This is a genomic window from Arenibacter lacus (genome assembly GCF_008711145.1).
GTDB classification, from domain to species: Bacteria; Bacteroidota; Bacteroidia; order Flavobacteriales; family Flavobacteriaceae; genus Arenibacter; species Arenibacter amylolyticus.
This window is the reverse complement of the sequence record NZ_VVIN01000073.1, coordinates 1-13,836: the sequence shown is the minus strand read 5'-3', so window position 1 is coordinate 13,836 and position 13,836 is coordinate 1. Positions and strand designations below refer to the sequence as shown.

At 35.6% G+C, this 13,836-nt stretch carries 7 protein-coding genes; 5 read left to right on the top strand and 2 right to left on the bottom strand.

What is annotated here, in order from left to right; translation table 11 throughout:
• A partial coding sequence (locus F1E73_RS15075; protein WP_150452395.1) for a SusC/RagA family TonB-linked outer membrane protein occupies nt 1–2,505 on the bottom strand: 2,505 nt, incomplete at its 3' end.
• Nucleotides 2,506–3,053: 548 nt separating this feature from the next.
• On the bottom strand, nt 3,054–3,809 hold the full coding sequence (locus F1E73_RS15070) for a DeoR/GlpR family DNA-binding transcription regulator (RefSeq protein WP_150452394.1): 756 nt from the start codon (nt 3,807–3,809) through the stop codon (nt 3,054–3,056).
• 273 nt (nt 3,810–4,082) lie between these two features.
• On the opposite strand from F1E73_RS15070, the gene F1E73_RS15065 reads away from it, so the two are divergent.
• From F1E73_RS15065 to F1E73_RS15045, 5 genes are all read left to right on the top strand, one after another.
• On the top strand, nt 4,083–7,259 hold the full coding sequence (locus tag F1E73_RS15065) for a SusC/RagA family TonB-linked outer membrane protein (RefSeq protein ID WP_150452393.1): 3,177 nt from the start codon (nt 4,083–4,085) through the stop codon (nt 7,257–7,259).
• Nucleotides 7,260–7,271: 12 nt separating this feature from the next.
• Nucleotides 7,272–8,765 (top strand): SusD/RagB family nutrient-binding outer membrane lipoprotein, encoded by a 1,494-nt coding sequence (locus F1E73_RS15060; RefSeq protein WP_150452392.1) that lies wholly within the window; start codon nt 7,272–7,274, stop codon nt 8,763–8,765.
• Between the two features lie 318 nt (nt 8,766–9,083).
• Nucleotides 9,084–10,490: a sodium:solute symporter gene (locus tag F1E73_RS15055; protein WP_223883459.1), complete on the top strand. Its 1,407-nt coding sequence runs from the start codon at nt 9,084–9,086 to the stop codon at nt 10,488–10,490.
• A 269-nt stretch (nt 10,491–10,759) separates the two neighbouring features.
• Nucleotides 10,760–11,998: an exo-beta-N-acetylmuramidase NamZ family protein gene (locus F1E73_RS15050; RefSeq protein WP_150452390.1), complete on the top strand. Its 1,239-nt coding sequence runs from the start codon at nt 10,760–10,762 to the stop codon at nt 11,996–11,998.
• A gap of 49 nt (nt 11,999–12,047) precedes the next feature.
• Nucleotides 12,048–13,358 carry an exo-beta-N-acetylmuramidase NamZ family protein gene (locus F1E73_RS15045; protein WP_191089032.1) on the top strand — a complete coding sequence of 437 codons (1,311 nt, stop codon included), beginning with the start codon at nt 12,048–12,050 and terminating at the stop codon, nt 13,356–13,358.
• Nucleotides 13,359–13,836: the final 478 nt, after the last annotated feature.

Here is a 13,836-nt window from a genome sequence, read left to right as displayed (position 1 = left end):
CAGTACTTTAGAAGATTCACCATCTTCCGTGGTTCCTCTAAAGGGGTACCCATTTTCATCCAGGGAAATGCTCCCATCTGCTTCCCTAGCATAGAATTGTCTGTAAAAAACCCCCAGTGGCTCTCCTTCAATAACATAGTTTGTTGCGAAGCTTCCACTCAGGGTTAGTCTGCCACCACCCGCAACATTGGTCACTTCATTTTTATTTTTAGAGAAGGTCGCGGTAATATCCCATATCAAATTTTCATTTTTTATAGGAGCTGCCCTAAGAAGAATTTCGATCCCTTTATTTTCAAGATTACCAACATTTTCAAATCTAGAACTAAATCCACTCGACGGAGCCAGGACTCTGGGAAGTAATAGATCCGTTACTTTTTGATGGTAGTAGGAGAACTCCAATCCTAATCTATTATTGAGGAGTCCGGCGTCGAAGCCCAATTCAATTTCGTCCTGTCTCTCAGGTTTTAAATTCTCATTTCCCTGTGCAGTGGACGGAACAAGGCTTACCGCCCCACTTATGGAAGAGGGGTTATAAACCGAGAATCTATCAAAGGCCCCCAATGCGGTAAGGTTACCTGCCTGTCCCCAGGATGCCCTTATTTTAAAAGAGTTAAAGGATTCGGAAAAGGTGTTTTTCCAATAATCCTCATCGGATACCACATAGGATCCACTGGCCTTAAAATATAGCTGATTCCGCTCATCCTTACCAAAAGTAGAAGCACCATCCATTCGAAGTGCACCATTAAGGTATACCTTATCTCTATATGAAAAAGATTGCTGTAAAAAGCCTCCCCAATACGAAATTTGGGATCTCGATTCTCCTTGCTCCACGATACTTCCTCCCGTGGCAGTCTGTACTACGGGCGGTAGTCCGGTTGCATTTATTCCAACACGGTCCCTTTCTTCATATTGCCAAGATCCCCCTAAGGTGGTGATGGAATTCAAATCATCGGTAATAGCTGTTCTATACGATAGGTTTAGATCGCTGTTGTATTGAAAACTATTTAAATCCGATCTTCTTGAAAAACCATCAGGTACGGTAGAGGTATTATTGATCGGGATAAAAGCAAAGGCAGATTGATTGTAAAAGTCCATCCCAAGGGTATATTTAGCCGTCAGGTGTTCATTGAATTTTCCATCCAAGGTAATACTAGTAATAAAGCGGTTGGTTTTTTGATTAAAATTAAAACGATCCACCGCTTCCAGGGGGTTGGTTCTCGCTACTAGGGGAGAAGTAACCGGATATACCCCTGAAGCATCTGGTCTAGGGTCTATGGAGTTGTCACTAAACAAGAAACCTGTTAATGCACCATAGGCCGAGTTGATTCCCCCATTGGGTACATCGTCACTAACGCTTCTAATATAATTGAAACCGCCTGTAATATCTAGCCAGTTAAAAGCTTCTTGGGTAATATTGGCCTTAATTCCGTAGCGTTTAAAATTGGTACTTTTCACAATTCCTTCGTTATCCAAATGGGAGGCCGATAGGAAGTATGATGTTTTTTCATTTCCTCCATTAACGGAGAAATAATTTTCCAGACCAAAACCGCTGTCAAATATAAAATCTTGTAAATTATATCGTTCTACGGGTACGGTTGTTAGATTGTTTCTATCCGTAGAAACTTCCCATGCAAGGGGAACGGTATTGTAATCCATGTTCTTGCGGAGTTCGTTAAGCCTTGTATTGGTCATAAAAGTAAACTTCGCTTTACCAGTCTTTCCTTTTTTGGTGAAAATTTGAACTACTCCATTACTTGCTCTCGATCCATATATGGCTGCTGCGGCAGCACCCTTGATAATTTCAATTTTATCTATGTCGTTCGGGTTGAGATCTGCCAATCTATTCTGGGAATTTCCTCCCAAATCTATAAGTTCATTGCTAGAGTTACTAATGATGATTCCATCGACAATGTATAGTGGGTCAGAGCTACCGGAAATAGTACTTGGCCCTCTGAGTCGAATACTAATTCCGCCTGCAGGATCACCTGAATTTTGTTGAACCAGGGCTCCGGAAACTTTTCCAGCAATGGCCTGATCAACTTGGGTTGCGGCATTGTTGGTTAGATCTTCGGATTTTACCGAAGAAATCGCATTTCCCAACGACCGTTTATTGGCTCCTGTCCCAGTACCGGTTACCACTACTTCATCCAAACTTAAAAGATCTTCCGTTAGTCTAATATCTAGATTAATTTGATCGGATGTGGGACGAATGGTAATTTTTTGGGTAGTAAACCCGAGGTAACTGGCGACTAGGGTATAGTCTTTGTTTTCCAATTCAGCGGTTAAACTATAATCGCCATTAAAGTCCGTAACGGCCCCATATGAGGTGTTTTCAATATAGACCGAAACCCCAGCTATGGGTATTCCAGGACCATTTTCAATGATATTCCCATTAATTGTAACGGGACTTAGTTGGGCAAATACATTTGTGCACCCAACCACCAATAGGCAAAAGAATATTTGGTCTAACCATTTTATCCTTTTTTTTGGGAATTGTTTTCTCATAATCTATGCTGGTTTAAATTAAGTTAGTTATCGTTTAAAAAAATCTGAGAAATTCGTTGAGTTATTAATAAATGAGGTTTAGAATTTAATTTTATGATTGGGTTTCCTTAAAAATCCACTTTTAATCTATTTATTTTAAAAAAAAATATTTCTTTAGGTTTGTTCTTGAATATTCTTAAAGTTTACTATTCATGCAATCCACCTTAGATTTATTGGAATGAAGGGGAGAATTTCTTCACGGGATAATAAACTAAGAATAAGTCCTTCTTTAAAGCTCGGTTTAAACTAAATTGAAATGAACTTCTTGTATTTCAATGAACTATAGTGGTCTATCTGAGTCAAATACAATATAAAGATGCTTTTTTTTTGGATTAAGATCATTAAAATCAGAAAAAAAATACATGTGTTTAATTTTTTGTTATTAAGCGAAGATTTATGTCTGTAATCGAATATCGATATCACCATTGTTTTATTTTAAATAGTTTTTATTCTTTTATCAATGTCAAGATATAGCATAATTGTTGGAATTTAATTAGTAGTATATAGTATTAAAGGAGGCTTATCCCAACAGTTCTATATTTATCTAAGGCAGCAGAACTAGGGTCTAGTTCAGTCACCAACGTATCAAGCGAATTTAAGTCACAAATAGTATAGCGATTAGAGGTATTTAGCTTTTCTGAAATAGTTAGAGAAACAGTTTTTTTTGAGGCCTTTATCATGGCTTTCTTCATTTGGGCAATTTCCCAGTCTACTTCTGTAATACCTTTATCAATATCAATATATCCAGTTCCAAGAAAACAAATATCTGCCGTAATTTCTGATAAAATATTTATGGCGCTTCCTCCAGTTGCCAATTGCGAACCTCTCGATAGTTTTCCTCCTATGAGATAAACTTCATATCGACTTGATGAACTATTTAGTAATTCAATTGCCATCGGTAAACTAGGTGTGAAAAATGTCAGATTCATTTTTTTTGGAAGTAGTTTGGCCAGTTCAAGATTAGTAGATCCACCGCTGATTAATACTACATCTCCATGATTTAAAAGGGAAATCCCCTTTTCCGCAATAAGGTATTTGTTTTCATACTTATAGATTTCACGTGTGCGGTCTGAATGTAAATTAAATCCATTTGAAACTGCCCCTCCGTGTACTTTTTTTAGTTGTTTTAATTTATCAAGTTCCTTAACATCTCTACGGACTGTATCCATAGAAACACTGAGTATACCTGCCAAATCGTTTAAAAGTACCCTGTTGTGAATATGTACTTGGTGAAGGATAATTTGATGTCTTTTATTCTTTTCCAAACAATCAGTTTAAGTTAAATTATGAGTTAGTTATCCGTACTATAGCTATGAGTATTGTAGAATTAATAGTGCTTTATTTAAAGCGACTTATTCATTTCTAGTGGTGAAAATAGTACTAAAGATCATAAATATGCAAGAAATCAGCGATAAAATATTGCAAAAACCGAGGTTTTTGCCGTTTTACATCGTATTTTGACGACTTTTGCAGTTTTTTATTGCATAGGTGAGGTTTATATTATAGGTTTGATTACTAATCAATTTTAACAGAAAGTTATGAAAGTAAATCGATCTATGCTACCAGCATTGTTGTTAGTCTTTTTCTCTCAGGTGCTGTTTGCTCAAACAGCTTTAGTTTCGGGTACAGTTAAGGATGAGAGTGGGATCCCACTTCCTGGTGCAAGTATTGTGGTAAAAGGCACAACTGAAGGTGTTGTTGCCGATTTTGACGGAAAATTTAGCTTAGAAGTTGGCAAGGGATCTGTCTTGGTAATATCTTATTTAGGATATGCTCCCCAAGAGATTACGGTAGATGATAGGGTGAGTTTAGAAATCACTATGATTCCAGATGCTTCTACTCTTGATGAAGTTGTTGTAACTGCTTTAGGTATTAGAAGGGAATCCAAAGCTTTAGGGTATTCCTTGACCCAAGTGGATGGAGATGAGCTAGCTCAAGTAAAAACTACCAGTGCTGTGAACTCGTTGCAAGGTAGAGTTGCTGGTGTAAACATTTCTACGAGTAGTACTGGTGCCTCAGGTTCAAGTAGAGTAATTATTCGTGGTGCAAGTTCATTAACTGGAAATAATCAACCCCTTTATGTTGTAGATGGAATTCCTATAATCAATAATACAAATGGATCCGTTGTTGGTCCAACTAATGATGGCACAGGGGATGGTGGGGACGATATTTCTTCAATTAACCCTGATGACATAGAAACGATATCAGTGTTAAAGGGAAGTTCTGCTGCTGCCTTGTATGGATCATTGGCATCTAATGGAGTTATTATGATTACTACAAAATCTGGTAAAGGTAAAAAGAGTTTTGGTGTTGAGTATTCCAGTTCTTTTTCTTTTGAAGAAGTAAATATGGGGCTATTAAATCTTCAAACTGCCTATGGTCAAGGTAATCAGGGTTTAAGGCCGGGATATGAGTACGACGTAAATAATAATCCAGTGGAAATTTCAGATCCAGCTTTGGCTATTGATAATTCCTTTACATACTCATTACATTCATGGGGGGCGAAATATGATGGGAGTCAAGTGTATAATTGGGATGGTGTAAAAAGGCCTTACTCATATCTAGGCAGTAATTTAGATAAGTTTTATAACACTGGAAAAACAGCTGTTAATACTGTTGCTTTATCCAATGCTGGGGATGATTATAATTACAGATTTTCGTTTTCTAATTTAGATAATAAAGATATTTTTCCAGGATCAACTTTGGACAGAAAGTCGTTATCATTAAATGCTTCATCAAAAATAAATTCTAAGTTAACCTCTACCATCAATGCAAAATATGTAATCGAAAAAGTACATAACCGTATTAACCTTGGTGACACTCCTGGGAATGCAAATACCGTCGCCTATACACTTCCTGGTAATTTGGATATTTATAATTTGAAGCCAGGTGCGAATGACCAAGGAACGGAGCTATTATTTCAGCCTAGTCAATTTATATCTAATCCATATTGGGTAGTGAATAACTTTAATAATGATGATAAGAAGAATAGATTTACTGGATCAACAACATTAAGATATGATGTTGTTGATTGGCTTTATATAAATGGTAGAGCTGGGTTAGATACCTATGATTTGGCTAGGCAAAAAGTGACTCCTCATGGGACGGCTTACCGTCCAGCAGGTGAGTTATTGCAAAGTAAATCTAAATTCACTTCTGTTGATGCAGATTTAATGTTGGGTGTAGAGTTGCCAATCACGAATAAAATATCAACTAACTCTATAATTGGAATAAATTCTAGAACAACAATGTTTGAATCTTTGAGTGCATTGGGTAGAGGTTTTATAGTTATAGGATTGGAAGATATAAACAATACTACACTTCCAGAACCAACCAATGATTATTTTAAGACCAAAACAAGTTCAGTTTACGGTTCTTTTGAAGTTGATTATGATGATTTATTATTCTTAACGTTTACGGGAAGAAATGACTGGTTTTCAACTCTTTCTTTTCCTGGTAAAACCACCCCTAATAATGATTTCTACTGGTCTTTAAGTGGTAGTTATTTGTTAAGCGAAGCATTGGATTTGCCACAGGTTGTTAACTATGCAAAAGTTAGGGCCAGTTACGCCCAAGTTGCAGGTGGTGCTCAAGATGCCTATGCTCTAAATTTAGATTATGAAATTTCTGGTTCCTTCCAAGGGCAATCCTTTGGCCAGCTAAATGGCAATTCAATTCCTAACCCCAATTTGGTTCCTTTTCAAAAGTCCGAATACGAATTTGGTCTTGAAGGAAGGTTTTTTGAAAACCGTTTAATATTGGATGTGGCTTATTACGCTAACCAAACCAATAACGACATAGTTAGAGCTGCGGCTTCGCAATCTTCTGGGTTTACCTCTGCAATTTTAAATATCGGTGAGTTGGAAAATAAGGGAGTTGAGTTATTGATCGGGGGAACACCTTTAAGAAATGATAATTTCTCTTGGTACTCTTCCTTTAATTTTGGGTTTAATGATAGCAAAATTATAGCTACAGATGAAGAAAATACCCCGATCAATGTTGATGGCAGCCAAACGAGATCTAGAACTGCCATAATTTCACATATTGTAGGAGAGCGGTATGGGGTAATTTATGGTTCATCCTATAAAAGAGATGAAGCTGGTAATATTTTTTATGATAATAGTGGTACTATACCAAGACCTGTACAAGGAGAAAATAAAATTTTGGGAGAAGGTGTAGCTCCATATACCTTAGGTTTCTCAAACACTTTTAAATATAAAAATGTGTCCCTTGGGTTTTTAATTGATGCAAAATATGGGGGAAGTGTACATTCCGGGACAAACAGGGAATTAGTCTTAAGAGGACTTGATAAAAAAACACTTGAAGGTCGTGAAAATGGCTTAGTTGTCTCTGGGATAGATGATGCTACTGGACAGCCTTTTTCCACAACGGTAGCCCCTAAAGATTTAAGGACCTATTATGGTCGTGTAGGTGAAGAGAGTGCTGGTATTTCTGAGGAATTTGTATATAGCACTGACTTTATCAAGTTTAGAGAGTTGTCATTATCTTATAATTTACCAAAAAATGTTTTGGAAAAATCTTTTATGAACGACTTAAGATTTTCGTTAATAGGTAGAAATCTTTTCTTTATCTCAAAAGATATTAACAACGTTGATCCAGAAGCGGCTTTAAATAATCTTAACTCCCAAGGCATTGAGAGGTTTGGTGTGCCGGCAACCAGAAGCTATGGTTTTTCTGTTAATGTTAAATTCTAAAATTGAATTAAAATGAAAATAAAAAAAATACTTACTGTACTAGCAATAGTTGTAATGGTTGGTTCTTGCGACAAGGGCTATGAAGAGCTAAATGTTAACCCTACAAAACCCACACAACTGGATCCTTCAACGAAACTTACTTTTATTCAGCTATATACTGGTGGAAGTAGTTATGTAGCTTATTTGTTTTGGAATGTTATTCATTTAATGCAGAATATTCAACATCTTAACAATACCTCCTATGTGTCATTTTTATACAAGGAAGGAAACACTCATCAGTTTTTCGAAGAGCAATTTTCTAATACTGTTAAGAATATTGTTGATTTAGAAGCGCAATTAGAAGCAAGTGAAGCGCCTACTGCTGCTACAGATTTGGCTATAGCAAGGATCCAAAAGGTGTTGATTTTTAGTAGATTAACGGATATTTATGGGGATATCCCATATAGCGAAGCAGGTAAGGGTTCTTTAGAGGGAATACGTTTTCCCAAATATGATAAGCAAAGTGATATTTATGCCGACATGCTAGCCACTTTAGAAAATTCTGCGGTAACTTTAGATGCCGGAGGCGCTAGTTCTTATGGATCTGCAGATTTGTTATATGGTGGTGATGTTCAAAAATGGAAGAAATTTGCAAATTCCTTAATGCTCCGTTTAGCTATGAGGATGGTAAAAGTAGATAATGCCGCAGCGCAAGCGTGGGCTGCTAAAGCAATTAGTGGTGGGGTTATGACAAGTAACGATGATATTGCTTATACAAAATATGAGAACTCTGCAAATGACGGTGGACCTAATGTAAACCCCCTAACAAAATGTTTTACCTCAAGAGCTCCAACACAAGTGAAAATTTCTAAAACTTTAATGGACTTCATGAAAGATAGAAATGATCCACGAGTTTCTGTTTTATTTTCTACTGTAGATGGTGACACAGATCCTGCATTACAATTTGGACAAGATATTAACAATCCGGAAAGAGGTGTTGCAAACTCAAAGCCTAATATTAATATTTTTGGAGGTTCGGGTGTAGTAATTTATGATGCACCTTTTTTCTTCCAAACTTATGCCGAAGTTGAGTTTATGTTAGCTGAAGCCGCGGAACGTTGGAATTTGGCAGATGGTGATGTGGAAGGGCATTATAATGCAGGTGTAACTGCGGCCATGGAATACTTATCCTTATACGGACACGGTGTTAATATAACACCAACTGAAATTAGTGATTACTTAGCAGCTAATCCTTTTGATTCTACTGAAGCTTTAAAAATGATAAATGAACAATATTGGGTGGCCACTTTTGGAAACGGATTAGAAACATTTTCGAATTGGAAGCGCTCGGGATACCCTGAATTAGTTCCTGCCGAAGTAGCGACAACACTTACAGGTGGTAAAATACCGAGAAGATTGCCTTATCCTGGTTCCGAAAAACTAAATAATCCTAAAAATGTTGAAGCAGCAATAGCGGAGCAGGGAGGTGATGGTTTGCTTACCAGAATGTGGTGGGATAAAGAGTAAGAAAGTTAAGAAGCTGAAGTTTCCACTATCCATTATCCATTATTAATGAATAATATTTATGCCACTTGTCTACAGATTAAATGTTGATCAGTGGCATAAATATATTTGATTTACCCAAAATTAAATAACTGTTATAAAGAATTGGGTGGAAAATAATGCCTCGATGGAAATCCTGGATTCCTTTGAAAATCTAAAATACTAAAAAGACCTATTCAATTCTGTGAAACTGAATTAGGTCATATTTAGAAACAATAAAAAGATAAAAGTTTGAACCCCATATTTATACTTTGTGTCTTAGTAATTTATTTTGGAATGCTAATGACAATTTCCTACTTCACCTCTAAGAAAAGAAGTGATGAAACCTATTTTACAGGAGACCGACAATCTCCCTGGTTTTTGGTGGCATTCGGTATGGTCGGTGCAGGCCTTTCGGGAGTTACTTTCGTTTCGTTGCCGGGAATGGTAGGGAACAACAGTTTCTACTTTTACCAATTTATACTTGGCAATGTAGTTGGTTATTTTTTCATTACATTCGTGTTGATACCGCTTTACTACAGGTTAAGATTGGTATCTATTTATTCCTATCTAGAAGAAAGGTATGGAAATAAGACCTATAAGACAGGGTCCTTGTTTTTTTTGCTATCTCAATCATTTGGTGCAGCCTTGCGATTATTGTTAGCGGCAAAAATTCTTCAATTTGCTTTTTTTGACAAGTTCAATATTCCGTTTTTTTTATCGGTTATCATTATTTTGATTTTAGTTTGGCTCTATACCAACAAATCAGGAATAAAAACCATTGTGTGGACCGATACCATGCAAACCACTTTTTTAATATTAGGAGCTGTTATAACTATTTACACCATAATAACAACTTTAAATTTATCTTTTGGGGAATCTGTTCAACAAGTGATTCATCATAAGTATTTTGAAGTTTTTAATTGGGATAACAAATCGAGTAATAATTTTTACAAACAGTTTATTGCAGGAATTCTTGTTGCTATTGGCATGATAGGCCTAGATCAAAATATGATGCAAAAAACACTGACATGTAAAAATAAATGGGATGCTCAAAAAAACACATTGACCTATAGTTTAATATTAGCTATAACCCAATTCTTGTTTATGGGGCTAGGGGTGTTGTTGTACATTTATGCCGAAAATAAGGGAATATCCCTAGCAATAGGTGACAATGGCCAACTCTTGGATACTGATACGTTGTTTCCTGATTTGGCTTTGAACCATCTTGGATTATTTTCCGGAATGTTCTTTTTACTTGGAATAATTGCGGCTTCTTTTTCAAGTGTAGATTCGGCCTTAACTGCTCTTACTACCTCCTTTACTTATGATTTTCTAGACATATCCCATAAATCCCATACGGAGAAGAAGAAGCTTAAAAATTGGGTGTTGGTTGGCTTCTCCGGTGTAATATTTATAATTATTATGTTGTTCTCAAATAGTAGGGGGGATGTCATTTCTCTAATCTTCAATGTGGCGGGGTATACCTATGGTCCTCTCCTTGGTCTCTATTTATTTGGGATGTTTACAACAATCAGTATTAAGGATAAATTTGTGCCACTAATTTGCATAATAGCTCCAATTGCCACTTATCTTCTGAGTGCCTATTTTGAAAGGAATTGGGATTTCGATTTTGGTTTTATAAGTATAGCGGTGAATGCCAGCTTAACGGTAGTGGGGCTTGTATTGATCAAGAATAAAAATAAATGATAAAATGTTATATATAATGATCGTTTTTATAAAAGGCTAATGAATAAATTTAACTAGCCCCATAGTTATGCAATAACTAAAAATGTTGTGCAATTTTTTGATCTAAAATAGATAAGGTAAAGGCAAAGGAAATAGGTGGTGCCAATTTAATCAGAGTAAATCCAAAAATCTTGGATAACTCAAAATCGAAACTGAATTATAGCACCCTAAGTATTTTGGGTTAAGCACTTTGGATATAAATATATCATTAGCAATTAAAACTATTTGAAATGAATAATCCTATAATCTTGAGAAGTGGTTTTTATACAGTTTTTGTTTGTGCTATTTTTTCATTGCTATCCTGTGGACAGGCTGTCAAAAAAGTAGAAAAGGTTACGAGTACGGAGAAAGAACTTATTGTTGTTGGAGCAAATCAAACGGATAAGTTTTTACCTAATCTAAAGGATAAGAATATTGGAATAGTTGCTAATAATACCTCCGTAATTTTTAAGGATAATAAGGGAGGTGACCCTTATATTCATCTTGTGGATTCATTATTGGCTCTTGATATAAATATTGCTAAAGTTTTCGCTCCGGAACATGGTTTTCGAGGTAAAGCGGATGCGGGAGAGGTAATAGTGGATTCTAGAGATGCTAAAACAAATTTACCTGTTGTTTCACTTTACGGAAACAATGTAAAACCATCTGCTGAACAATTAGGAGGTATAGATGTTGTGGTATTTGATATTCAGGATGTAGGGGTACGATTCTATACATATTTGTCTACAATGCATTATGTGATGGAAGCATGTGCAGAAAATGGGATCCCTGTCATTGTTTTGGACAGGCCCAATCCAAATGGACATTATATTGACGGTCCAATTGTGGAGAAAGGTTATGAAAGTTTTGTAGGACTACATCCTGTCCCCATTGTTTATGGAATGACAATTGGAGAATATGCAAAAATGGTAAATGGGGAAAATTGGCTTAATAATGGAGTTCAATGTGATCTAACAGTTATTCCTCTAGAAAATTACACTCATAAATCATCTTATAGTCTTCCATTGAGGCCTTCACCCAATCTACCAAATAATAAGTCGATTAATCTTTATGCAAGTCTTTGTTTATTCGAAGGTACAAATGTAAGTTGTGGAAGAGGAACCGAAATGCAGTTTCAGATATTTGGCTCCCCAGATCTTCCTAGAGATGCTTATGATTTTACATTTATTCCGAAACCGAACTTTGGTGCGAAAAAACCAAAATATTTAAATGTAGAATGTTATGGATTGAATTTAACAAATACCGAGAATTTGGATAGATTGAATTTTACATGGCTAATTAAAGCATATAATAGTACTAACCAAAAAGATAAATTTTTCAGCAATAATAAGCACTTTGATAGATTGGCAGGAACACCAAAATTAAAGGAGCAAATAATGCAAGGAAAATCTTTTGAAGAAATTAGAACTACTTGGAATAAAGATCTAGAAGAATTTAAACAAATCAGGGATAAGTATTTAATTTATTAATAAGAAAAAAAGCTGTTAAGGCTGCTTATAACAACCAGAATTAATGATTATGAACGCATTTAAAGAATTAGCATTCGCCAAAACTTTATTCACCTTTGCTATTGTATGTATTATGCTCACATTATCGTCCAATTATGCGACTGCTGCTGATATACCAAAACCTAACCTTCCTAACAACGATCAATCTGTTACAGTTGGGGCTGACAGACTTTTCACCGAATTCTCACACCTCATAAACGGCAAAAAAATAGCCTTGGTTTCAAATCACACAGGTCGGTTATCAAATGGTACTCACTTGGCAGATGCCCTTTATAATTATCCAGATGCCGAACTAGTTGTTCTTTTTGGTATGCACTTTAATATAAGAACTAATGATTATTCTTTACCTCAGGATAAAGAGGATGATATTGATAAGGAAACAGGTCTACCTAAATATTCTCTTTATGGGACCATTCATAAACCAACAAGAGAAATGTTGAAGGACACTGAAGTAATTGTATTCGATATACAAGAAGTTGGAGCCCGCTTTTATGAGCATATAAATATTCTTGGTTTTGTTATGGAAGCTGCTTCGGAAAACAATATCGAAGTTATAGTTTTAGATAGACCAAATCCAATTACAGGGGAAAAAGTGGATGGATATATAACAGATGATGAATTTTTATATGGTTTTGGTGCTTTTGGTAAAGTCCCTGTAATACATGGGATGACGATGGGCGAACTAGCTAGATTATACAATGGGGAGCGAATGTTAAGGGGAGGTAAGCGGGCCAAGCTTAATGTTATTAAAATGAAGGGTTGGAAGCGTTCCATGTGGTTAGATCAGACTGGACTTAAGTGGGTGAAACCATCCCCAAACCTTCCTAATTTGGAATCGACAATAACGTATACTGGGACATGTCTTTTTGAAGGATTAAATATCTCGGCCGGTAGGGGTACAGAAATGCCCTTTCAAAATGTTGGAGCGCCATGGATTAATCATACTAAAGTTGTAACACTACTAAATAACCTCCATTTAAAGGGAGTTCAATTTGAAGCTGTAAGGTTTGAACCAGAAAAAAAAATCTTTCATAGTAGAAACCCTTATCTCGCAGGTGAAGTCTGTAATGGTATAAAAATTAACATAGTAAATCGGGATATTTTTGAAACATTTAAAACGGGTATAGCCATGGTATGGGCTATTCATGAAATCCATCCAGATAAGTTGGAATGGGATGGAAGTACCATGAATAGGCTTTTAGGCACAAGAAGGTTAGAAAATATGATTCGCGATGGAGCCTCTTTGGCCGATATATTTGCATCATGGGAAGAAGAGCTCCATGAGTTCAAAAAAATTAGGCAGACTTATTTGCTTTATTAATATGGAGGAATAGATTGTAATTTTTGTAAATGTTATTTTTTTATGAGTGTGAACGATATCTAGGGAACAGTGTAGTTAATAAGTTTTGAATAAGGATTAATGATAAAACTAAATATGAAATAGGTATAGTTTAATAGGGCCTTTCCGCTTTTGTGTTTACGAAGTGTTCTTATGGATGTTTATTTACATTTTTAGCATTAGTATATGCATAGTATTAGCCTATTTTCTCTATAATTATTTTGAGAGTGATATATTTTTACATTGAGATGGTTTTACTATAAATCTCAAGATTAGAAAGAATTTAAAGTAAACCTCTACTTTATGGGATCATAGAATTACTTTTGCACATCAGTAATTATTAAAATACACTCGTTATCCGCAGTAAATCTAGATTCTATATTTAAAAGGTGATTATATAGTAAGTGCATAATAAAGACACTATCATTTTAAATGAAATTTTAAAAACTACAATTATATT

Coding starts and splice junctions, on each gene's coding strand:
- F1E73_RS15050 (WP_150452390.1), top strand. CDS start 10,760: ATGAATAATCCTATAATCTTGAGAAGTGGTTTTTATACAGTTTTTGTT.
- F1E73_RS15055 (WP_223883459.1), top strand. CDS start 9,084: ATGACAATTTCCTACTTCACCTCTAAGAAAAGAAGTGATGAAACCTAT.
- F1E73_RS15065 (WP_150452393.1), top strand. CDS start 4,083: ATGAAAGTAAATCGATCTATGCTACCAGCATTGTTGTTAGTCTTTTTC.
- F1E73_RS15045 (WP_191089032.1), top strand. CDS start 12,048: ATGAACGCATTTAAAGAATTAGCATTCGCCAAAACTTTATTCACCTTT.
- F1E73_RS15060 (WP_150452392.1), top strand. CDS start 7,272: ATGAAAATAAAAAAAATACTTACTGTACTAGCAATAGTTGTAATGGTT.